Below are 22,378 nucleotides of genomic sequence, written 5' to 3' on the forward strand. Positions count from 1 at the left end.
CGAGTGGGGGAGCCGATTTTGTCGAAGTGAAGGGGACCGGAGCGGAGGCAAAATTGGGGGTACCGATCGTCCTTGGGGCCTTCATGCCGCCATGGCACCCTAGGACGGACTGAGCAGACCCTCCCTCTCCGTATGCCACCGGAAAAGCCGGTAACGGGCTCGATGCCCATTGCCGGCTCGAATAACAACAAGGCTCGCGGCAGAGACATTTTGGGAGCCGGCCCCGTTGCCGGGACCGGCTGCTGTGCGGCTCAGGCCGGGTTGTTCCAGAGGATAACCTTGCGGTTCGGCTCGCCGCCGGGCGCCGGTGCGACGTTGCCGAAGATCACGCCGATCTCCGGCGCTTCCAGCTTCACCGAGAGATATTCCTCGCCGGTCAGGCGGGCGATGCGGTTCCAGCCCGCGCCGATCTCGAAGCCGGTCTTGCGGTGGATGATGCGGTAGTCGGGAGCTTCCTCGCTCGCCTTGTTGGCATTCGGGACGATGGCGATCGGGGCGTTGACTCGGATGGTAGCGAAAATACCTTCGAGGGTGCCATCGCTCTTTGCGGTGAGGATTGCGATCGTGGTAGCCATGGTGGTGTCTCCTTCGGTTGCTCGGGACCATTCCCGATGGCGCCCGAAGAAGGGGCCGAGCCGCAGGCGTCACCGGAGCGCCCGCGCAGGGGAACCCCTTGCGGGTTGACGCTGATGGCGGCCGGCCTCTTAAAAGGCGACATGGAGAACGGGAATGGTCTTGAATAGCAGCCGTCAGCGGAGACAGCAATCCATGCTATCCGATTGCTGCCTCGCGGATGGGCCCTGCCCCGGATGTCTTACACAGCGACAGGTCCTCCTTCCGCATATCTGCGCCGGGCGGCAAGCCATCTTGCACGCCACAGCGGGTTGCGATCCGGCAGGACGGCGGGGAAACTTGGGGCGGCGAGAGGCGGGCTGGTAGGTGTTGAGCGAAGACCAGACGCCGAGCCGCCGTCCGTTGAGGCATCCAACCAGGATGCTAGGCATCTAGCGAACGAAGGACGATGCAACAGGGCTGAGCCGTTCGAAGCTGTCTGCGACGAGGCCGTAGGGTAAGCGATTCTTCGACGCGACCCTAGGAACATCCCGCTCGAAGCACGGTTAGCGAACATCCAGGCAGTGGCGGTGAAAGGTGCTGGGCTCGATTGATGACACCATAAAAAAACGAGGACGGAGGTTCCGGTAGGTCGGCTCAAAGCTGGGCGGGAAGGCAATCGCCGGTCATGCTTTCCTGCGGTAGATGCGCCAATTCGTTGTCTCCCGCACCTCATTGTAATGGCGGGCGATATAGTGAGCAAAAATGTCGCGCATGCCATTCGCCGTCCAGATTTCGATGGGCCATTTGGGATCGAGGATCAGGTCGACGTCGGCAAACATCTCCTCCGCGGGTGGATGATATTCGGGACCGAGCGTCCGTCCCCAGTGGTACCAGACGCTGTCGCCAACGGGCGGCGGGAGCGCCAGGCCGGCCGAGAAGGGGTTGACGAAGTCCAGCACGGCGACAGTCGCTTGGCGAGCGCCCAACTGGGACAGCACGTCCGACGCCTCAGCCAGAGTGCGATTATACTGCACAAAGTAGTCGTACTGACCAGCACTCCATGTCTCGACAAGCCGAATTCTCGAAAATTCTGGCAGCGGCATAGGCTCGCCCTGCCCGGCAATGGCGTAACGGGCATGAATGGCGACAGCCGCGGAATTGCTTATCGCCGCCGGCACAAGCAGATATGCCAGCAGTAGCGGCAAGACGAGGCGAGCCTTCCGGTGCAGTCGGGAAAGCTTGGCCTTCAAAAGAGATTGAGTGATGACAGCAGCGCTCGGCCCCAGCGTCAGGATGCCCGCACGTTGAAAATTTTGTTCAATGAGCAGCACCCCGGTTACGCCGCAAAAAACTATAAAAAAAAGATTGCGGTAGCTTGGTGCGAGGACAAGAAAGATACCAGCGACAAGTGCGTAGACAGTAAGGTCAGCGAGATTATTCAGCAAGACGTGCCCCAGAGCGTCGAGCGTCGCGAGGCCGCCGCTATTCTCGCCCGCAAGGCGCAGATCCGCGAGATAGTTGAGGCCACCGCGCCAGAGAAGTTCGATGGCAAGGACGCTGCTCGCGATTATCCCGAGGGCCAGCGCCGTCCAGCCGATTTGACGTCGGTCGGTCGCCAGGAAGACCAGAAATGCAAGCTCTACGACGCCGTAGGTGATCTTTGTGTAGATCATGAGCAATACGAGGAAGCTTGCACATGCGGCATCCACGGCCTTGCTCCCAGCGCTGAATAGGCGGGGCAAGTACATGACCAAAAGGAGACCGAGCGAAGCCCAGCCCAGTCGATTGTAGAACATAGCAAATGTGAGATCGCCTATCCGTTCTCCCGGATTGGCAGGAGCCGCGACGAGCAAAAGCAGAAAAGCTGCCAAGGGCAAGCCGAGCGCCTTGTGCATGCGGCTGCCGAGGATCTCCGCGGCAACGGCTGCGAACAGCAGGATGACTATGGCCATTCCCACTGGCATCGCGCCGCCCATACTTCCCGAAAGGCCATAGCCGGCAGCGGGAATATAGAAGGTGAGCGCGCCAAGCGACGTATGGAAATCAACGTTCGGAACTTGTCCCGACCAGATGCGATGCGCACCGTCGAGGAAAACATATAGATCGTTGACGTATTTGCTGGTGACCGTCTGGTTCGGCAGAGCGAGAAGAGCTGAAAGTACCAGAGCAAATGAGGCGATGGGGGTCCACCAGAGGTATTGGCGGCCCAGCCCGCCCGTGGCGATGCGCCTTCCTGCTCCGGCATCGACCTCACTGCCTGCGTCACCGCGCCTCGCTTTCCAACGCGGCCTGTGGTCGCTGGTAGATCGTCCATTCCGGCGTTTTCTGCACCATGTCGAAATTCTTCGAAATGAACGGTCCATACAGCTCCTGTAACGGCAGGCTATTGATGCCAGTCTTCGGCACCATCACGATCTTCACGTCGGCGAACAGGGCTTCTGGTGGGATATAAGCCTTCTCATTGATGTTGCGGTTCCAGTGGAACCACGCAGTGTCACCTGAGGGAGGACGTATCCCGAGCCCCGCTGAAAAGGGGTTGACGAAATCGAGCACGAATACCCGCTCGAGCGGAATCGGCAGGGCCTGAAGTAGAGCCCCCCCACTTTCGATACTATCGAGGTAGCGCTGAATGAAATCAGGCTCGCCACCGGGCGGGTCGATTTCCCGGACGTCCTCAAAAAGCGGAGGGCCGAGGGGCTTGCCCACATTCTCCGCCGCAAGTGCCGTGTGGAGAGCGATCGCCTCTCCGTGGTGGACGATGGGCGGCAACAGAAAGAAGATTAGAAGCAGCGGCAGTGCAGCTGCAAGACGAGCAGGCCTCTCCATTTGCGCGCTTTGGTCGCCAGATTGAAAGCGCCGTGCCTTTTCCGCCAGGACGGCCGCTCCGCAATAGAGAGTGATGATACCCCAGCTGTGGGCGTTCTGGTTGATGATTGCCAATCCTGCACCCACGCAGAAGCCACTGTAGAGGAGGTCTCGAAGGCTGCGGATGTGCCAGAAGGCAACCAGCGCAAACACCGTGAAAACCACCAGATCCGACAAATTCTCACGGACATTTTTCAGTATGCTGCGGACGTCATGATCACCACTGACCCGTGCGGCGGCCCGCAGATCCTCTATATGCTGAAGCGTGCCGCGCCAGAAGAACTCGATTACGATCATTGCCAATGCAGTCAGGAGCAGACTGACCAGGATCCAGGAACGTTGCTGCCGGTCCAGCAACAGGAAGATCAGAAAGGCCACGCCGCAAAGTCCGTAGGTCGCCTTCGTGTAGAATTGGACAAGTAGAAGAAAGGCCGTCGCGAGACTGTCTGCAACGTCGTTGCGCGCGTCGGATCTCGGCTTCAGGTACATCACCAGGATGAGCCCGAGAGCGACCCAGCCGATGCGATTATAGAACATCGCGAAAGAAAGAAGCCGGACCGGACTTCCGAGATTGATCGGGACAGCGAGAATAAGAATCAGGAATATGCCCAAGGCGATGGCTGGGGGTGAGCTGAGGCGCGAAAGAAGGATACGGATCATCGCAGGCATGAACGCGACGATCAGGAGCGCCATTCCCATCGGTATCGCGGCGCCGAAATTTCCGGACAGGAGGTATCCCAAGGCAGGGATATAGAAGACCAACGGTCCGAGCGCCGTATGAAAATCACGGTTTGGCACCTGCCCGACAGCGATACGATGCGCTCCATCAATGAAGATCAAAACGTCGTTGATGAAAGCGGTGTTGATGGTCCGTCCAGGAAGGGCAAGCATGGCGGCACAAATTGCCGCTACCACCAGGAGCGCAACTTGTGCGGAAAAAAGGCGGCGCCTCATCTCGACCCCGTCCTTCCCGAGGGCAGGCCTTGATCCGCATCGGCGCGCGGAAAAAGCGGATCAACAAGATGGAACATGCGGACGACGAAGCGGCCAGGGCAATCTCTATCTCCTATCCCCGAGGTTTCGATCACAGCCGCAACCTCTTGAAGATCGGTTCCGGGATGCCTCGGATTATCGCCATGAGCGGATACCAAATCCGCCGGACATAGACGACGTCCCCTCCCTTGCTGCCATCGGCAACGGCGAAGATCCTTTGAGCGACCTCTGCAGGCTCGGCGGTAAGCATGGGTGGAAGCTTCATTCCATCAGTCATCCGCGTTCGGACAAAACCGGGTTTAATGGTGAGGACGCGTACCCCGGCGGTGGATAGTCTGTTCCTGAGACCGGACAAGAACGCCGTCAGGCCAGCTTTCGCGGCGCCATAGACATAGTTTGATCCTCTCCCACGGTCGCCGGCGACCGAACTTATGCCGACGATGGTGCCGGACCCGCGCGCGGCAAAGCGGCTAGCCAGGAGGCCGAGCATCAAAGCCGGTCCTTCGAAGTTTGTCCGCATCACCATGGCGGCGTGTTCGAGTTCCCTTTCGGCGCGGGCCTGCTCGCCGAGTTCGCCGACGACGCAAATGGCCGTGTCGGGCAATGGCGACACGATGCCCAGGAACTCTTCGAAGCGGCCGGTATCAAGAATATCCAGTTCATGGGCGGTGACGGCGGCGGCGGTGCGCGTGACGATGTCATCGGCTTCGCGTTGGACAAGCTCACGCCTGCGTCCGACCAAATGAATGTCCCAGCCCGCCTCGGCATAGACCAAGGCAGTCGCACGACCAATATCCGACGTCGCGCCAATCAGGAGCAGTGTCTTGCCGATGGCTTTCATATGCCAAGCCTTTTTCCCAGCTGGGAACTAAAGTGACGGTCGGCTCCCGTAGTTCGTCGCAGCTCTTTGAACGCCTGCAGTTGGGGGTAACCGGCTTCGAATGTATGACGGGATTGCCTTGCATCCTTGGCGAGATAGAGCCGCCCTCCCGCCGCGACAACCAGCTTGTCAATTTCGTCTAACAGCTGGAACACGTCGGGTGCGACTGGCAGGTCGAGTGCAAGGGTATACCCTGGCGCCGGAAATGACAGAAGGCCTGCGCCACCCCTCAGCCTTTTCAGCACGGCCAGGAATGAGGCTTTCCCAGAAAGAGCGAAACGATCGAGCATACTGCTCAGAACCGCAAGTGCGTTTTCGTCAGGCACCACGCATTGATGCTGCAGGAAGCCGCGCTTGCCGTACAGGCGGTTCCATTCGAGAAGACCGTCAAGCGGGAAGAAGTAGCTGTCCCAGTGGACCAAAGAGACTCGGGCTGCTTTGCGGGCACCCGCCCGATAATAAAGATCGTTGAATGCGGAAACACTCGTTCTGTTGAGCGCCCAACCAGGCAGGTCGACCGGCAGTGAAAAACGGGCTGCCTTGAAGGGAGGCAATAGCGCTGCTTTTGGCATTTGAGCGATGTCGCTCGGGCTGGCGTGCTCGCCGACAAAGATCAGCGAGCGGCCGAGCGAAGCGCCCCGCGAAAGGCAATCAATCCAGGCAACGGAATAGGTTGCGTCGTCTGTTTGCTTCAAGGCTTGCAGCGTATCGCCGAGGTTTTCTGTCACGACCGTCTTTTGAACAATCCAGCCGGTACTGATGGGCCTCAGCCTAAAGGTGGCTTCGGCGATGATGCCCGTCAGGCCCATACCGCCGAGCGTCGCGAAAAAAAGCTCTGAATTCTGGGTTCTGCTGCAGGTGAGGATTTCACCGCTGGCGATAACCAGCTTGATTTCGCGAACGTGGTCGCCGAACCCACCGTCGCGATGATGGTTCTTCCCGTGCACGTCGGAGGCGATCATTCCTCCAACAGTGACGAACTTCGTTCCTGGGACCACGGGGGGAAAATAACCTCGGGGGGTGAACGACCTGAGAATCTCCGACAGCATGACGCCACCTTCGACGGTCAGCGAGGCGTCCACCTGATCGAAGCTTTTCATCCGGCTCAATGCACCGCAGGTCAAAGTGAGATGCTCACCGATCGCGGCGTCGCCATACGAGCGGCCGTTGCCGCGAGCAATCAGACCCGCGCGCGATGACACCGTTCCAGGCAGCGCTTCCGGCAGCCTGCAATCAAGCACTTCACTATCATGGCGTGGATAACGTCCCCATCCCTCGATCATTCAGTCACGCCCCCTCCAACTTGAACACGAATTTTCGGTCGAGCGCGAATTTTGAGACGTAACCGATCGCCAAACCGATCGCCCCGCCCGCATACTTCGCAAGATCCGTTCTCCAGACCGTCCAGAAGACAATTTCGAACCCCCAGAATATGATCGTCGTCAGGACGCTGAACAGGCCGTAAAGGACGATCTTGAGCAATTCGTCACCATGCGACTCGTATCGGTCAAAGAAGATCCACCTTTTGTCGAGGAAGTATTTGAGCCCGAACCCGGCGGCGGTGCCTGCGAGCATTGACGGCATAAGGCTTTGCGACGGGTAGATTTCCACGACAGCCGCCTGAACCGCAAAATTTGCCAACGTCGAGAGAATCGCGAACGCCACATAGCGAACAGCGATGCGGGTCGGAATCCCTTCACGCACGTCATGGGACCGCATCTCGCTACCTCATAGCGCGGCGACAACAAAGGCGCCGGCAACGCCCAGCGTCGCGAGGCTCACCTTATCTTTGATCGCAAATACGACCGGATCGTCATGCATCAGTCCCCTATGGGCCAGCAACAGGATGCGGGCAATCCAGCAAGCCAGGATTGGTCCCACCAGCCATAAAACTCCTGGCCGGGTGTAGAGATCCTGCACGCTGTCGCTTGCAGCGTAGAGCGCATACAATGTGAGGGCATTCATCCCGGCCCCCGCCGCCAATGCGCCGATCATGCCGACGTCTCCATTCTTGTAATCGCGGCTCGTGGAGTCGGGTAAGTTCGCGGCTCGGCGCGAAATGAGCTCCGTATATCGCTTGACGAGTGCAAGCGATAGGAACCAGCTCATCATGAAGGCGAGCAGCCAAGGAGAGGGCCAAACTGAAATCGCCGCTGACCCTCCTACCACGCGTGCGGTGTAAAGAGCTGCAAGGGTCACGACATCGAGGATCATCTTCCGCTTCAGAAAGAACGAATAGGCGGTGGTCAATGTAAAGTATCCGGCGAGCACCAAAATGAAGGCGGGTGAAATCGTCAGGGCGACCATAAACGACAGCAGAAGGAGAAGGGGGATCGCCATGAGCGCGTGTGAGAGCGGGATCTCGCCGCAAGCGAGTGGCCTGCGGCATTTACTGCGATGTCCGCGATCGTCCTGAAGGTCGACCAGGTCATTCAGCACATAGACGCTCGACGCGCAAAGCGAGAAGGCGACCAATGCCAGAGCGGCATTGGCGAGACTATGGACGTCGAAGAGCTGATTTGTCAGCAACGGGATAAAAACAAGCCCGTTTTTGACGTATTGGTGTACCCGCAGCAATCGCGCCCAGGTCCGCCAGGTCGGCTTGTCGTGCGCAAGATGTTCGACATTGTCGCATTGGCGCGACAGTTGCCTCGCGACCCCGGCCGACGTCCGAATTGCGTATGATTTTCCAGCGTGACGCCATACAGGCAGATCTGCGGCGTCGTTGCCAACATAGTCGAAACCGCCATGGCCAAAGGCCGCAACGAGCTTTTCCGCCTTCACCTCGGCGGCGCAGTTTGTCGTCTCGTCCGTTGCAAACCAGCCGTTGAAGACACCTAAATGGTCGGAAACGCGGGAGACAAGGCGCTCGTGCGTCGCGGACGCGAGATAGATCTGACGTCCCTCTTCCCGCGCCGTCTTGATCAAGTTCAAAACCTCGGGATCAAAGGGCAGGATAGCCGGATCGAAATCCGTCGGTGTGGAAAGACGGTGCTTGAGGCATGCCTTTCCTCTGCACGTTGCGAGGGCAAGGTCAACGACGGAAAAAGGGCGGTGCCCGAGTTCCAAAAACGCGGTCTCGATCAGGAGGTCGGATCGGACCAAGGTGCCATCCAGGTCGATGACCAGCGGGCGCAACGAATCCGACCTTTGCGGTGTCGACGAGCCGCCGAGCGTTGACACCGCTCGGCGCAGTGCAATCCACTCGTCCTCCTGGGCCGCCGGCAGAAAATCTCTTCGAAGCTCAAACTCCTGGCGCAATTCGCTCAAAGGATTTCCCTTTTCACTCGGGTCGGTGCAAATCACCGAACGACGGCTACGCCACTTAGTTCCATGGCACCAAACCGCTGGCGTCCTGACGGCTTGCAGGACGTTCCTTGACCTCCAGTTTCAAACTGCAGCGAATCTCCTTGCGCGAAGAATGATCAGTGCTCAACCCGGCACTTGCTCGTTGCCGTGCATGGGCTGGCTGCGCTGAGCGATGTACCCTACCGGACGGAGTTTCGACGGCCGGAACAAACCGCTGATGTACCGGTTGGAGTGCCCTACACGCAAAGACCGGATGAGCGAAGCGATGAACTTGGCACTTGTTTTTGGGACATTGACACTGACCTGCTGGATGGTCGGCGGGGCTATTGCCGTCTTCGGAAATGCAGAGCAATGTCACCCCCACCGTCAGCAGATCAGCGAGTTCGTCACGCTCGGCTTGAACATCCTCGGACTCGTCTGCGCCAGCCTGATGGGAGCCGTTCTGGTCGCGCCGTGACGGCGACGTGATTGAGCTAGCGCGCCTCGAACAGCGGGTTGTGAACTTGCGCGAGATCTACACCCGTCTGGCTCGTGTTCAACTCACTCTACGGATCCTTCTTGCCAACGCACTGGCAATGCTCAGGGTGACCAGCATGGGGCGTATCTTTGCCCCACGGTTCCGAACCTAAGGCTCTATTAGGCTCAAAGGAGCACAAGGCGGCCACTCGGGCCCGCGCGTGGCCCCGGTCTTCAGACGGATGCTGGTTTCAGATTCACAAGCGCCTTAATCGGCAGATGGTCGGACGCGACGCGCGCGAGCGGCGTATCATGCGCTTCGACTTCGGATATGATGCCTTTGCGGTTGGCGATGATGCGGTCGAGCGCCAGAAGCGGCAGGCCGGCAGGAAAGCTTGGCACGGCGGGCGGCAGCTCGCCGAAGGCGGATTGGAAGGTGTTGAGCGAGGACCGGTCGCCGAGCCGCCATTCGTTGAGGTCGCCGAGCAGGATGGTCGGCATCTCGTGCCTGTCGTTGATGAGCTCCACCAATGTGCGGGCCTGCTGTGCTCTGTTATGGCGCAACAGACCAAAATGCGCGGCAATGATGCGCAGCACCCCGCCCTCTTCGAGCTCGATCTCGGCAACCAGCGCGCCGCGCGGCTCCAGCCCCGGCAGCTTGACCTGATGCACGTCATGCACCAGCCCCTTCTTGAAGAGCACGACATTGCCGTGCCAGCCATGCGCCTTCGCCATGCCGGCAACCGGTACCGCGATCAGTCCCGTTTCCCGCTCCAGCCGCCCGAGATCGAGAATGCCGGTGCGCTCGCCAAAGCGCGTGTCGGCCTCCTGCAGCGCGATCACGTCGGCGCCGATTTCGTGGATGACGCGACTGGTGCGCTCCGGATCGAAGCGGCGGTCGGTACCGACGCATTTGTGCACGTTATAGGAGGCGATCAGCGTTCCCGCACTGCGCGGCCTTGCCTCCGTATAGGCCGCGTCGAGCCGCTTTTTCCTGCTCCTGATCGAGGCGAGAATGCTTGCGGGAAGGCTGTCTTTCCTGGCGTGCATCGGGCGGCGCACTTGTTCCGTTGATCAAAAGGGCTACTCATTCGGCAGTATAGGCAGCCGGACGGAACTTGCCATGTCAGAATGCAAAAAATCCGTCAGAGATAGGGCGACCCCAGCCACAGCACCTTCTCCAGCAGCCGCACCGCGAAGGGTCGCGCCTGCAGCCCCTCAAGCGTCACCGGCGTCGCCGATTTCAGGGTTTCCTCGATGTGCTCGTCGATCTCGGCGGCGAAGCCCTCGTTCAGCACTTCGAGATCGACCTCGAAGTTCAGCCGCAGCGAGCGCGGGTCGAGATTGGAAGAGCCGACATAGGCCCAGGTGCCGTCGATCGTCAGCAGCTTCGAATGGCTGAAGCTGCCGGTGGAGCGCCAGATGCGACAGTAGTTCTTGAGGATCTGATCGAATTGCGCCGTCATCGCCCGGTCGACCAGCACGAGGTTGTTGACCGCGGGCACGACGATATCGACTTCGACGCCGCGCCGCGCAGCCGTCACCAGGGCGCTGATGAGTTCACGGTCCGGCAGGAAATAGGGCGACATGATGCGGATCGATTGGCGCGCCACGGAAAAGGCGCCCATCAGCATTTTGTGGTTGGTCTCGACGCTGCGGTCCGGGCCGGAGGCGACGACGCGCATCAGGATGGGGTCGCCGGGGCTGCGCTGCGGCGGTTCGATACGCCAGGGCTCGTCGTTCAACAACTCCTGCGTTGAGAAGCGCCAGTCCTCGGCGGCGAGGTCGAAAAGATCGGCCACGACAGGGCCGGTGACGCTGAAATGCGTGTCGTGGGCAAAGCTCTCGCCCGTCGCCTCCTCGCTGAAGCCCGCCCTGATGTTCATTCCGCCCGTCAGCGCGATTTTCCCATCGACGATCAGGATCTTGCGGTGGGTGCGCAGATTGGCATAGGGCAGCCGCAGCCCCATGATGACGTTGCCGTTGAAGACGGCGACGGTGACGCCGCTCTCACGGAGATGGCCAAGAATGCTCGGCACCGAATAACGCGCGCCGACCGCGTCGATCAGCACCCGGACCTCCACACCACGCCTGACCGCCGCAATCAGCGCATCGGCGATGCGGAGGCCGACCGCATCGCGGTCGAAGATATAGGTTTCCAGCAGGATGCTGCGCGTCGCCTCGTCGATGCTTGATTTCATCGTCGCATAGGCCTCGTCGCCGGTCTCCAGCATGTCGATCGTATTGCCTGAAGTCAGCGGATTGCGCGTTACCCGGTCGCCGAGTGTTTGCAGCGCCGCAAAGCGGCGGCCGAACTGGCTGATCACCGTCTCGGCCTCGGCATCGAAGGTCTCCAACTCGTCGAATTCGGCCGCAAGCAGCAGCGCGTCACGGCGGACGCTTAGCGACTTGCGGCGGATGCGGTTGATGCCGGCAATCGCATAGAGCACCGCGCCGATGATCGGAGACAGGATGATGACGCCGACCCAGCCGATCGCGGCACGCACCTCCTCCTTGGTCATGGCGGCATGGATCGCCGCCGCGGCCCCCATGGCGATCGAGACGACAAAGAGGATATGCGGCCAGTAGGTCGACAGGAGATAGAACATCGCTGGCGAATATAGCCGCGAAACGGCGGCGTTCAATCGCGCCGTCGCTCTCCCATGACGCGAAATTTTTCACCGTGATCATTTTGTATGCCGGGCGCTGCGCGATTTCTGCAGGGAACAAATCACTGCGCTGGTCGATTGATCCCGAGGAGACTGAGGATCGCCATCATGAACATCGTCGCAAATGTCGGTCCGGCCCTCGCGCTCGAAGTCGCGGATGCCGACAGCATCGCCGAACTCCGGCATCAGGCCGAAGGCTGCACCCGTTGTGATCTCTACAGGAATGCCACGCAAATCGTCTTCGGCGAAGGCTCTCTGAAAGCCGAGATCGTCCTTGTCGGCGAGCAGCCGGGCGATCAGGAGGATCTGACCGGCAGGCCCTTTGTCGGTCCCGCCGGCCGGCTGCTCGATCGCTGCCTCGAAGAGGCTGGCCTCGACCGCCGGCGCTGCTATGTCACCAATGCCGTCAAGCACTTCAAGTTCACGCCGCGCGGCAAACGGCGGCTGCATGCAAAACCGAATGCCGGCGAGATCAGACGTTGCGCCTGGTGGCTCGGCGCCGAGCTCAACATCCTGCAGCCGAAGCTCGTCGTGACGCTCGGCGCAAGCGCGCTTTATGCGCTGCTCGGTCCGAAGGTGAAGCTGACGCCGGAGCGCGGCCATATCCTGCATCCGGCAAACCGTCCGCCTGTCCTGGTCACCATCCACCCTTCCTATCTTTTGCGCATCCGCGACGAGGCGGAGCAGCGCCGGCAGCGCCGGGATTTCGTCTCAGATCTGCACAAGGCGGTGGAGTTTCGGTCCCCAGTGAACGCCGATTCTCAACCCTAATATGCTGCGATGCCAAATATTTCCGGTTGCGGCGCGATTTCGCTTGAAAGAGCTCCCCTCCTCTGGAACCATCCAAGCAGTATCGCGTTCGAACGACGGCATCATGTGACTGGAGATCAGCGATGGCAGAAACTCGGGAAGAGTGGATAAAAAAACGTGCATACACCCTCTGGGAAGAAGAGGGTTATCCGACAGGGCGAGAGTCCATCCATTGGGAACAGGCACGATACGAGCGCGAAGCGCTCGAGGGCTCGGCTGCGTCTTCCAAGGGCAAAGAGCTCAAGCCCAAGGCGAAGCGCACTGCGACGGGCGCCAAGACGAATGGCGTGGTCACGCCGGCGCCGAAGCGCACCGCGAGCCGCAAGACCGCGTCCTGAACGCTAGAATACTGAGCATTTCGATTAAAAAGGGCGTCGTCTCGACGCCCTTGATCCCTTTTTGTCATATGCCTGAATTGGTTGTGCGATATTGAATTGCAGGGGTGGGCTTCCATGCGGGGGTGAACAGAGGCCGGATGACGCTGCAAGCTTTGAGGCTTCCAAAAAAATTGAGCCTTGCCCGGATAACCGGGAACAAGAGCATCCCATGGCTGTTTATGGCGAAACTGGGGAAGTTGCTATGAACGACGGCCGTATCGAAATCCTCTCAATCCCGCTTTTCGCAGCCAGCGGCCGCTTTTCGACCGCGATAGTGTGAGGGGATGGAGATGTCGCTCCTCATCATCGCCGCACTGCTCTACCTCGGTCTCGCGTTCGGGTTCATCCTTGTCGTCGACAATCTGGTCGGACTGGTTTTTCGCGATCCGCGCGCGCCGGTGCAGCTAGTCTCCGTCTATATCGGCCGCGCCTTTGCCGCATCGCAAAAACTCTATCGAAAATAACAGCCCGCAGGCGCCGTCCGCAGACTGCTAATACTGTTGAACACCCGGCAGTTAAGGATATTTCGACCGCGCCCTTTCCCTCCCATCGCAAGCCTCTATGTTGACGGTTTGGAAGTGCTGAACCCCGAGGTGGCCGATCACCCCGGCGCGGCTGCGACAAGAAAGCGATCTTGAATGGGAAGCGTCGGGAACGGCTGGCCGAGAGGCGGCGGCGAAATCGGCGAATTGTTACGGCATCCGGCTTTCCACGCCGTCGGGCTCGGTCCGGTCGAAAGCTGGCCTGCCTCTCTCAAGCATATCGCCGAAATGGTGTTGAATTCCCGCCAGCCCAAATTCGTCGCCTGGGGTCCAGATCTCGCTTTTCTCTACAACGACGCCTATGTGCCTGTTTTCCCGGAGCGGCATCCCGATGCCCTCGGACGACCCTTCCGCGAGGTCTGGGCGGATATCTGGGAACAGTTCTCGCCGATCGTCGCCAGCACGCTGGAAGGCAGTTCGCAGCTCTTCAAAGAGCTGCTCATCCCGATGCGCCGCGACGGCCGTACCGAAGACACCTGGTTCACCTTCTCCTACACCCCGCTACGCGACGAGGACGGCAAGGTCGCCGGCATCCTCTGCGCGGCCCTTGATGTCAGCGACCAGGTGTCGGCCAAGCGCGGCGAACAGACCGCGCTGGAAGAACTGCGCGCAAAATCGGAGGCGCTTGCGGTCGTCAACCAGGCGGGTGCGGCGATCACCGCCGAGCCCAGTGTCGAGCGCCTCACCCAGATTGTCGTCGACGCCGGCGTGACGCTGACCGGCGCGGAATTCGGCGCCTTCTTCTACAATGTCGATGATGGCGAGGGCGGCAGCTACATGCTCTATGCGCTCGCCGGCGTCGATCGGAAGAACTTCGAGAAATTCCCGATGCCGCGCAATACCAAGGTCTTCGCACCGACCTTCAACGGCGAAGGCATCGTGCGCTCCGACGACATCCTGCTCGACCCGCGCTACGGGCAGAATGCGCCGCATGCAGGCATGCCGAAGGGGCATCTTCCGGTCAGGAGCTACCTTGCCGTGCCGGTGAAATCACGCGACGGCAGCGTCATCGGCGGCTTGTTCTTCGGTCACGGCCAGCCCGGCCGTTTTTCCCAAGCGGCCGAGGCGAGCCTCGTCAGCCTCGCCGGCCAATCGGCCGTCGCGATCGACAATATCCGGCTCTTCCGCGCCGCCAAAGTCGAAATCGACCAGCGCCGCCACATGGAAGATCAGCTGCGGAAACTCAATGAAATGCTCGAGGTCCGCGTTGCGGCCGAGATTGCCGAACGCCAGCAGGCCGAAGCAGCGCTCCAGCAGTCGCAGAAGATGGAATCAATCGGCAAGCTCACCGGCGGCGTTGCCCATGACTTCAACAATCTGCTGCAGGTGATCTCAGGCAATCTGCAGCTTCTCGGCAAGGATGTGGCAGATAGCGGCCGAGGCAAGGAACGCATTTCCAACGCGCTTGCCGCCGTCGAACGCGGCTCGCGGCTGGCAAGCCAGTTGCTCGCCTTCGGTCGCCGCCAGCCGCTGGAGCCGAAGGTCATCAACATCGGCCGTCTCGTCAACGGCATGGACGACATGCTGCGCCGCGCACTCGGCGAGGAGATCGAAGTCGAGACCATGGTCTCCGGCGGTCTATGGAACACCTTCGCCGATCCGATCCAGATCGAGAACGCACTGCTCAACCTTGCGATCAACTCCCGCGACGCGATGGATGGCGCCGGCAAGCTGACGATCGAGGTCGGCAACGCCTTCCTCGACGATTCCTACAGCCGCATCCATCCTGAAGTGACCGCCGGCCAATATGTGGTGCTCGCCGTGACCGATACCGGCGCCGGTATGACGCAGGAGGTGATGGAGCAGGCCTTCGAGCCCTTCTTCTCGACGAAACCGGAAGGCAAGGGCACCGGTCTCGGCCTGTCGATGGTCTACGGCTTCGTCAAGCAATCCGGCGGCCACGTGAAGATCTACAGCGAGATCGGCGAAGGCACGACCGTCAAGCTCTACCTGACGCGCTCGTTCCGAAGCGAGGATCGGGTTGCGGCCGCCGACAGCGTACCGGCCGCCGGGGGCACGGAAACCATTCTTGTCGCCGAGGACGACGAGGGCGTGCGCGCCACCGTCATCGAGATGCTGTCGGATCTCGGCTACTACGTGTTGAAGGCCAAGGATGCGCAAAGCGCGCTCACCGTGATCGAAAGCGGTGCCCATATCGACCTGCTCTTTACCGATGTCGTCATGCCCGGGCCATTGAGGAGCCCGGAGCTTGCGCGCATGGCGCGCGAGCGCCTGCCTGATATCGCTGTGCTCTACACATCGGGCTATACCGAAAATTCGATCGTCCATGGCGGCCGGCTCGATCCTGGCCTCGAACTGCTCTCCAAGCCCTATACGCGCGAGGAACTCGCCCGCAAGATCCGCCACGTGCTTACTATCAGGACGCAACGCCGCCAAGGGGCGAGCGATGCCGCGGTGACCGTTCACGAACATCCCGAGATCCCCCGTGAAAAGCTGAAGCTGCTGCTCGTGGAAGACGACGCCTTCATCCGCATGGATACTGCCGAGATTCTGCAGGATCTCGGCTATGACGTGATCGAAGCTGACAGCGGCGAAAGGGGCGTGGAAATCCTCGGACACACCATCGTCGACATCATCGTCGCCGATGTCAGCCTGCCCGGCATGTCGGGTCCGGTCTTTGCCGCCAAGGCGCGCGAGGCCTTTCCTTCGGTCGGCCTGGTCTTTGCTACCGGCCACAGCAGTCTGCCGGATCCGGATGCAAACCGTCTCCCCGGTTCAGTGCTGCTGTCGAAACCATTCAGCAGCACGGCGCTCGACCAGGCGGTCAAGAACGCCGTCCAGCAGCGGCCGGGCGCCTAGAGTTTCTCTGTTTTCTTTGCTGCCACCTCTGCTTTTATGCGTCGGCGCCGTCGAACTCGGGATATTTGCGCATCAGGTCCACTTCGCTGGTGCAGCTGTCGTCGCGCGCCGTCAGTTCGATCGAGACCGTGTCGGCAGGACCGAAACGGCCATTATTGTGATAATTGCCATCGTCGTGATGGCTGCCGCCATCGTGATAGACGGGAATACGCGCGCCGCTCTGACTGACCAGCACGGCATCCCGCTCGAAGCCCCTCTGCAGCAGCCAGTCACGCGGCGCCATCAGGCGGATGTCGACCTCGTAGGAACGTCCCTTCCCTTGCTTGAGGCCGACGGTATAGGTGACCGGCGATACCTGGCCGTTCACGTCGATCGCGCCGTTTCCATCGGCTTTGACGATGTGTTTTTCCATGTTCTCGGCTCCTTCTTCTGTGCAGGCCTTTCCCATCGGAAACCTGATAAAACCGGCTTTTGTTCCGAATCCGGGCCTTGCGGACCACGAGCGCGGCCGGAACTTTTGGGCTCCTGATCGGTTCAGTCCCTTTGCAAACCAGAGGAGGCCGAGATGCCGAGAGGTGACAAATCCGACTATACCGACAAGCAGAAGCGCAAGGCCGAGCACATCGAGGAGGGCTACGAGGATCGCGGCGTCTCCGAGAAGGAAGCCGAACGGCGCGCCTGGGCGACCGTCAACAAGGAAAGCGGCGGCGGCAACAAATCCGGTTCCGGCCGCGGCAAGAAGGATACGCATGAATCCTCCGAAAAGGGCGGCGCGGCATCCGCCGCACGCTCGAAGGAGGAACGGTCCGCTTCCGCGAAGAAGGCCGCCGCGACGCGCCAGCGCAACGAACACCACAGCCACCATTAACAACTGATGCGGCAAGCGGAGGCTTTCCGTCAGCCGCATAGGGAGTTTAACCCATGGCCAAATCGAAAAAGAAATGGTCGCAGGACGTCACCGAACACAGCGATGCGATGGACCTGAAGGAAGGCGTGTTCAAATCGGACGATCCGAAGAAGATTGCCCGCTCCGTCAAGCACTCCGCCGAGGAGAGCGATCGCCGCAAGTCGAGTCCCTTCCGCGCCGCCATGTCGATGCTGACCTTCTATATCAACCGCGCCGGCGACCAGCTGACGAAAAAGCGGCGCGGCACCCTTGAAAAGGCCAAGGACGAACTGCGAAAAGACTTCGGTCGTCGACCGAAGGATTGAGCGCTCATGGCATACGAACTTTATTATTGGGACGGCATTCAAGGCCGCGGCGAATTCGTGCGGTTGGCGCTGGAAGAAGCCGGCGCCGACTATATCGACATCACCCGCCAGCCCGGGCGCGGTACCGGCGCCATGTTCGACATCATGAAGAGCGACAGCGAACCGCACATTCCCTTCGCGCCGCCCTTCCTGAAGGACGGCGATCTCATTGTCCCGCATGTCGCCAACATCCTGTTTTATCTCGGCCCGAAGCTCGGCCTGGCGCCTAAGGATGAAGGCCTTCGCCATGTCGTCAACGGCCTGCAGCTGACCGTCACCGATTTCGTCGCCGAAGTGCACGATACGCACCACCCGATCGACATGTCGCTCTTTTACGAGGATCAGAAGCAGGAAGCGAAAGCCCGCTCCGCGGCCTTCATCCGCGACCGCATTCCGAAATTCCTCGGTTATTTTGAGCGTGTGCTGCGGCAGAACCCGATAGGCCCCAACCATCTGGTCGGCGATGCGCTGACCTATGTCGACCTCTCGCTCTTCCAGGTGATCGAGGGCCTGAGCTACGCCTTCCCGCGAGCCATGACAAACCGCAAGGCGGAATATCCCGCCCTGCTGGCTCTGCATGATGCTGTGGCTAAGCGTCCAAACATTGCCCGTTATCTCGCCTCCCCCCGCCGCCTCGCCTTCAATGAGGAAGGGATTTTCAGGCACTATCCAGAGCTCGACGGTGCGGATTAAGAGCCGTTCATTCGAGCGGCACGGCCGCATCGAAGAAATTTCCCCACGGGTCTCTCGCCTGGGTCTTCAACCGTTGCGGCGCGTTGCCGAGCGTGAAAGCGGCGGGACCGCTCACCTCGTTCAATTCTGACCAATCCAGCGGCATGGAAACCGGCGCACCCGATCGTGCCCGCGTCGAATAGGCCGCGACCGCCGTATTGCCGCGGCCGTTGCGCAGATAATCGACGTAGATATGTCCACCGCGTTTTGCCTTCGTCGCCGTTGCCAGATATTTCTCCGGCGCGTCGGCCGACATGCTTTCGGCCAGCGAATGGGCGAAATCCTTCACTTCCGCCCAGCCGGCCTTCGGCGCGAGCGGCGTCACCACATGCAGTCCCTTGCCGCCCGACGTCTTGACGAAGGCAGCCAGGCCGCAGGCTTCCAGCCGCGTCTTCAATTCAAGCGCTGCTGTTATGACAGCGCTCCAGGCCACGTCCTCGCCGGGATCGAGGTCCATGGTGATCATGTCGGGTTTTTCCCAATCGTCGGTCGTTACGCCCCAGGGATGAATTTCGAGCACGGCCGACTGCACCAGCGCCACGAGCCCGTTGAAAACGGCGATGCGCAGCAGCTTTTCGCCGTTCGCATCCTGCGGGTCGGCGATCTCCTCGATATGCGGACTCATGCCCTTCCAGGCATGTTTCTGGAAAAACCGTTGTTGGCCCTTTATCCCGTCCGGCAGACGCAGCAACGCCAACGGCCGGTTGACGACATAAGGCGCCATGAATGGCCACACCGCCGCATAGTAGTCCGCCAGCGCCTGCTTGGTCACGCCCTCGTCCGGCCAGTAGAGCCGGTCGGGATGGGTCAGCGATACATCAGATGCCGGCGGATGTCTGGGGCTCATACTTCGATCTCGCTTGTGAGGAAATCAAGTAGCCTGTTTTCCTCGGCCCGCAAGCCCCGTATCGGCTCGTTACCAGTCTCGATCAGCGGATGATCGTTGCCGGCGAGCGCGATGATCGCGGGATGGATATAGCTCGAGCGCGAGATCGCCGGCGTGTTGTGCAGCGCTTCGGCCGCGGCCTCCGACATCTGCTTTACCGTCGGCCGGCCGCCACTGAGGATCGTCTCGCGCGCCGCTCCGAAGGCGGCCAGCGATCCGGCCCAGGTGCGGAAGGTCTTCGCCGAGATGGGAATTCCCGAGATCTCGGCCAGATAGGCGTTCAACCGGCCGGAATCGATTGGTTTCAGCGCCCCGCTTTCGTCCTTCCAGACGAAGAGCTGGCGGCCGGGCAGGTCGGCTATCTCCTCCAGGATCTTCTGCAGCCTGGGATGCTTGAGGCTGCGCTGGACGCGCTTGCCACCCTTGGCGCGAAATTTCAGCTCTATCTGACCGTCGACGATCTTCAGGTGGCGCTTCAGCAGCGTCGTTGCGCCATAGGTGCCGTTCTCCCTGACATAGGCCTGGTTGCCGACGCGCAAGTGCGCCTCGTCGAGCAGCGTCGTCAAAGCCGCAAGCACGCCGTTGACATCCTCCGCACCGGTGTCGAGATGGCGCAGCACGGTCCGGCGGATCCGAGGCAGCGCCCGGCCGAACTCAATCAGCTGATGGAATTTTCCCGCACTTCGGAAGGATTGCCAATCCTTGTGGTAGCGGTATTGCTTGCGCCCACGTGCATCGAAACCTGTCGCCTGCAAATGGCCGTTGTCGTAGAGGCATATCCAGACATTCTCGTAGGCCGGTGGCAGACCGAGCGCGCGGATGCGCGCCCGCTGCAATTCGTCGGCAAGTGTCGTGCCGTCGGGCATCACATAGCTGAAGCCCTTACCCTTCCTTCGTCTGCGGATGCCTGGTTCAGTATCGCTGACATAGACGAGACCAAGATCGGTGATGGCTTCGGCATTCATGTTCTCTGCGACCCGTTACTTGCTCCTGCGGCCGAATTGAAACCACCACCGGCGCCCGGCCTTGGTCATGTCCTTCAGCGGCTCGGTCTGCCCTTCCGGCGCAAAGACGGCAACGCTCTGGGCATAGACCATGACCGGATTATCCTGATCGCGAACCTTAAAGGCATCCCTCTCCGCCCCGGTGTCGGCAATCCGCGACCATTTCGTCAGTCCGTTTACCTCCGGCACGTGGAATTCGCAGTCGTCGCCGGCATTGAAGATGAGGAAGAGGTCATCCATCGTCTCGGTCTCGGGCGCATTCGCGCTTTTCGAGAGATAGACGCCGAGCACCCGCAGTTCATCATCGTTCCAGGCACCGTCATCCATGAAGCCGCCGTCCGGTCTGTACCAGGCGATCTCGATGCGGCCGTCCTCGCCGGTTTCGCCGGTCAGGAACCGCTCCTGCCGCAGAACGGGATGGGCCTTGCGGAAGGCGACTGCCTGCCGGCAGAAATCGAGGAAAGGATCGTCGAGCCCTGCCCAATCGGTCCAGCCGATTTCGTTGTCCTGGCAATAGGCGTTGTTGTTGCCGTCCTGGCTGTTGCCGAGCTCGTCGCCGGCCAGGATCATCGGCACGCCCTGGGAGAGCATCAGCGTCGCCATCATGTTGCGGCGCCGCCGTGCCCGCGCGGCGTTGATATCGGCATTATCGGTCGCACCCTCGGCGCCCATATTGTCGGAATGATTATCCGAATGTCCGTCCCTGTTATCCTCGCCGTTCGCGTCATTGTGCTTGTCGTCGAAGGAAACCGTGTCCATCAACGTGAAGCCGTCATGGGCCGACAGCAGATTGATCGATGACGTCGCGCCGCGATCCGAGTGGTTGAACTGTACCGCCGAGCCGGTGATGCGTTGCGAGATCTCCGAGACCATGCCGCCATCGCCCTTCCAAAAGCGACGCACGTCGTCACGAAACTTGTCGTTCCACTCACGGAAGGGATGTGGAAAGCCGCCAACCTGATAACCGCCATCGCCTACGTCCCAGGGCTCGGCGATCAGCTTGACACCGGCAAGGATCGGATCCTGGCGAATGGCGCCGAAGAACAGGCCCTGCCGATCGAATTCCATATCCTGGCGGCCGAGCGTGCTGGCAAGGTCGAAACGGAAGCCATCGATATGCATGACGCCGACCCAGTATCGCAAGCTGTCGAGCACCATGCGCATCACCATGGGATTGGCGGCATTCAGCGTGTTTCCGGTCCCCGTGGTATCAAAGGTGTGGCGCGGATCGTCGGGGGAGAGAATGTAATAGCTCGCATTGTCGAGCCCGCGGAAGGACAGAGTCGGTCCTTTCTCGCTGCCTTCGGCGGTGTGGTTATAGACTACGTCCATGATGACTTCGATGCCGGCGGCATGGAACTTCTTCACCATGGTCTTGATTTCGGTGATCTTGTCGCCGGACATGTAACGAGATTGCGGCGCGAAGAAGCCGAGTGTCTGATAGCCCCAATAATTGCGTAGGTTGTTTTCCAGGAGATAACGATCATCGAGGAAATACTGAATCGGCAGCAGCTCGATCGCCGAGATGCCGAGCTTGACGAGATGGTCGATGATCGGATCGCTGCACATGCCGAGAAAGGTACCGCGTAGCCGGTCTGGCACCTTCGGATGGGTCATCGTCAGGCCGCGCACATGTGCCTCGTAGATGATGGTGTCGGGCCAGGGGCGGCGGATCGCCTCTTCACCCGCCCAATCGAAGTCCGGATCCTGCACCACGCCCTTGACCATGAATGGCGCGCTGTCACGCTCGTCGAAAGAAAGGTCGTCCTCGCCGATCTGATAACCGAACAGCGCGTCATCCCATTTAAGCTCGCCCGTCACCTGTTTGGCATAGGGGTCGAGCAGGAGTTTGTTGGGATTGAAGCGATGGCCGGCTTGCGGGTCATAGGGGCCGTGGGCGCGATAACCGTAGACGGTGCCCGGCCCGACGCCGGCGATATAGCCCGACCAGATGTCGCCTTCGCGCTTCGGCAACGGCAGCCGGGCGATCTCGTTCTTTCCGTCAGGCGAGAAGAGGCAGAGCTCCATCTGTTCCGCATGGGCGGAGAATACCGCGAAATGGGTGCCAGAACCCGTATACTCCGCTCCCAGCTCCGGCTTGAGGAAGTCGAGTTCCGAAAATGAAAAGCTCATGGTGCCCCGCTCGCTGAAAAGACCAAGCGGGAAACGTCATGGCGGTTCGAAAGTTCCCTTTTAAAAGGGAAGCAAAGGGTCTTGCTCGCCGATCGA

Annotated in this window: 21 protein-coding genes and 1 pseudogene; 9 read left to right on the forward strand and 13 right to left on the reverse strand. The window is 60.5% G+C overall.

All coding sequences use genetic code 11. The features are described 5' to 3' along the window. Positions 1-251: 251 nt before the first annotated feature. The 7 genes from FY112_RS27910 to FY112_RS27940 form a co-directional block, all read right to left on the reverse strand. Positions 252-575, reverse strand: coding sequence for a DUF736 family protein (locus FY112_RS27910; RefSeq protein WP_017957964.1), 324 nt, complete (start codon positions 573-575; stop codon positions 252-254). 663 nt (positions 576-1,238) lie between these two features. After that, complete coding sequence (locus tag FY112_RS27915) at positions 1,239-2,918, reverse strand: hypothetical protein (RefSeq protein ID WP_246700763.1); 1,680 nt, start codon at positions 2,916-2,918, stop codon at positions 1,239-1,241. Next, positions 2,818-4,374 (reverse strand): hypothetical protein, encoded by a 1,557-nt coding sequence (locus FY112_RS27920; protein WP_151519786.1) that lies wholly within the window; start codon positions 4,372-4,374, stop codon positions 2,818-2,820. The genes FY112_RS27915 and FY112_RS27920 overlap by 101 nt, the downstream gene beginning before the upstream one ends. Positions 4,375-4,504: 130 nt before the next feature. After that, entirely contained in the window at positions 4,505-5,254 is a 750-nt protein-coding gene (locus FY112_RS27925) for an SDR family oxidoreductase (RefSeq protein WP_017957961.1), read from the reverse strand. Continuing rightward, complete coding sequence (locus FY112_RS27930) at positions 5,251-6,576, reverse strand: FAD-binding oxidoreductase (RefSeq protein ID WP_181018290.1); 1,326 nt, start codon at positions 6,574-6,576, stop codon at positions 5,251-5,253. Before FY112_RS27930 ends, FY112_RS27925 begins: the two co-directional genes overlap by 4 nt. Before the next feature lie 4 nt (positions 6,577-6,580). Next, complete coding sequence (locus tag FY112_RS27935; RefSeq protein ID WP_017957959.1) at positions 6,581-7,012, reverse strand: GtrA family protein; 432 nt, start codon at positions 7,010-7,012, stop codon at positions 6,581-6,583. A gap of 9 nt (positions 7,013-7,021) precedes the next feature. Then, positions 7,022-8,563 carry a UbiA family prenyltransferase gene (locus FY112_RS27940; protein WP_094088385.1) on the reverse strand — a complete coding sequence of 514 codons (1,542 nt, stop codon included), beginning with the start codon at positions 8,561-8,563 and terminating at the stop codon, positions 7,022-7,024. A 292-nt stretch (positions 8,564-8,855) separates the two neighbouring features. Here FY112_RS27940 and FY112_RS27945 point away from each other — a divergent pair, with 292 nt between their 5' ends. Further along, positions 8,856-9,059, forward strand: a complete 204-nt coding sequence (locus FY112_RS27945; protein WP_026158382.1) for a hypothetical protein — start codon at positions 8,856-8,858, stop codon at positions 9,057-9,059. A gap of 233 nt (positions 9,060-9,292) precedes the next feature. On the opposite strand, the gene FY112_RS27950 is transcribed toward FY112_RS27945, so the two are convergent. Together FY112_RS27950 and FY112_RS27955 are read right to left on the reverse strand one after the other, a co-directional pair. Beyond that, positions 9,293-10,108 carry an endonuclease/exonuclease/phosphatase family protein gene (locus FY112_RS27950; protein ID WP_017957956.1) on the reverse strand — a complete coding sequence of 272 codons (816 nt, stop codon included), beginning with the start codon at positions 10,106-10,108 and terminating at the stop codon, positions 9,293-9,295. A gap of 95 nt (positions 10,109-10,203) precedes the next feature. Next, entirely contained in the window at positions 10,204-11,667 is a 1,464-nt protein-coding gene (locus FY112_RS27955; protein WP_026158381.1) for a phosphatidylserine/phosphatidylglycerophosphate/cardiolipin synthase family protein, read from the reverse strand. 168 nt (positions 11,668-11,835) lie between these two features. Between FY112_RS27955 and FY112_RS27960 the strand changes: the two genes are divergently transcribed. From FY112_RS27960 to FY112_RS27975, 5 genes and pseudogenes are all read left to right on the forward strand, one after another. Then, positions 11,836-12,498: a UdgX family uracil-DNA binding protein gene (locus FY112_RS27960; RefSeq protein ID WP_131623150.1), complete on the forward strand. Its 663-nt coding sequence runs from the start codon at positions 11,836-11,838 to the stop codon at positions 12,496-12,498. A 122-nt stretch (positions 12,499-12,620) separates the two neighbouring features. Beyond that, on the forward strand, positions 12,621-12,875 hold the full coding sequence (locus tag FY112_RS27965; protein ID WP_026160325.1) for a DUF2934 domain-containing protein: 255 nt from the start codon (positions 12,621-12,623) through the stop codon (positions 12,873-12,875). A gap of 137 nt (positions 12,876-13,012) precedes the next feature. After that, positions 13,013-13,194, forward strand: a pseudogene (locus FY112_RS38105) (hypothetical protein). Positions 13,195-13,204: 10 nt separating this feature from the next. Beyond that, the gene (locus FY112_RS36960; RefSeq protein WP_165504590.1) at positions 13,205-13,378 is read left to right on the forward strand and encodes a hypothetical protein; all 174 of its coding nucleotides are present in this window, start codon (positions 13,205-13,207) and stop codon (positions 13,376-13,378) included. A 174-nt stretch (positions 13,379-13,552) separates the two neighbouring features. Then, positions 13,553-16,276 carry a response regulator gene (locus FY112_RS27975; RefSeq protein WP_131623148.1) on the forward strand — a complete coding sequence of 908 codons (2,724 nt, stop codon included), beginning with the start codon at positions 13,553-13,555 and terminating at the stop codon, positions 16,274-16,276. A 34-nt stretch (positions 16,277-16,310) separates the two neighbouring features. Here FY112_RS27975 and FY112_RS27980 read toward each other — a convergent pair whose 3' ends face one another. Further along, the gene (locus FY112_RS27980; RefSeq protein ID WP_151519787.1) at positions 16,311-16,688 is read right to left on the reverse strand and encodes a hypothetical protein; all 378 of its coding nucleotides are present in this window, start codon (positions 16,686-16,688) and stop codon (positions 16,311-16,313) included. A 153-nt stretch (positions 16,689-16,841) separates the two neighbouring features. Here FY112_RS27980 and FY112_RS27985 point away from each other — a divergent pair, with 153 nt between their 5' ends. The 3 genes from FY112_RS27985 to FY112_RS27995 are packed head-to-tail and all read left to right on the forward strand — an operon-like array spanning position 16,842 to position 18,220. Beyond that, positions 16,842-17,144, forward strand: coding sequence for a hypothetical protein (locus tag FY112_RS27985; protein ID WP_017957950.1), 303 nt, complete (start codon positions 16,842-16,844; stop codon positions 17,142-17,144). A 53-nt stretch (positions 17,145-17,197) separates the two neighbouring features. Further along, the gene (locus FY112_RS27990) at positions 17,198-17,488 is read left to right on the forward strand and encodes a DUF3175 domain-containing protein (protein WP_017957949.1); all 291 of its coding nucleotides are present in this window, start codon (positions 17,198-17,200) and stop codon (positions 17,486-17,488) included. A gap of 6 nt (positions 17,489-17,494) precedes the next feature. Then, the gene (locus tag FY112_RS27995) at positions 17,495-18,220 is read left to right on the forward strand and encodes a glutathione S-transferase (RefSeq protein WP_151519788.1); all 726 of its coding nucleotides are present in this window, start codon (positions 17,495-17,497) and stop codon (positions 18,218-18,220) included. Between the two features lie 7 nt (positions 18,221-18,227). On the opposite strand, the gene ligD is transcribed toward FY112_RS27995, so the two are convergent. The 3 genes from ligD to glgX are packed head-to-tail and all read right to left on the reverse strand — an operon-like array spanning position 18,228 to position 22,282. Further along, entirely contained in the window at positions 18,228-19,106 is an 879-nt protein-coding gene (gene ligD / locus FY112_RS28000) for a non-homologous end-joining DNA ligase (protein ID WP_094088389.1), read from the reverse strand. Beyond that, a complete protein-coding gene (locus tag FY112_RS28005) occupies positions 19,103-20,110 on the reverse strand; it encodes a DNA topoisomerase IB (RefSeq protein WP_017957946.1) in 1,008 nt (335 codons plus the stop codon). Before FY112_RS28005 ends, ligD begins: the two co-directional genes overlap by 4 nt. 15 nt (positions 20,111-20,125) lie before the next feature. Next, positions 20,126-22,282, reverse strand: a complete 2,157-nt coding sequence (gene glgX / locus FY112_RS28010) for a glycogen debranching protein GlgX (RefSeq protein WP_151519789.1) — start codon at positions 22,280-22,282, stop codon at positions 20,126-20,128. Positions 22,283-22,378: the final 96 nt, after the last annotated feature.

This window comes from Rhizobium sp. PEPV16 (assembly GCF_008919455.1).
GTDB classification, from domain to species: Bacteria; Pseudomonadota; Alphaproteobacteria; order Rhizobiales; family Rhizobiaceae; genus Rhizobium; species Rhizobium leguminosarum_Q.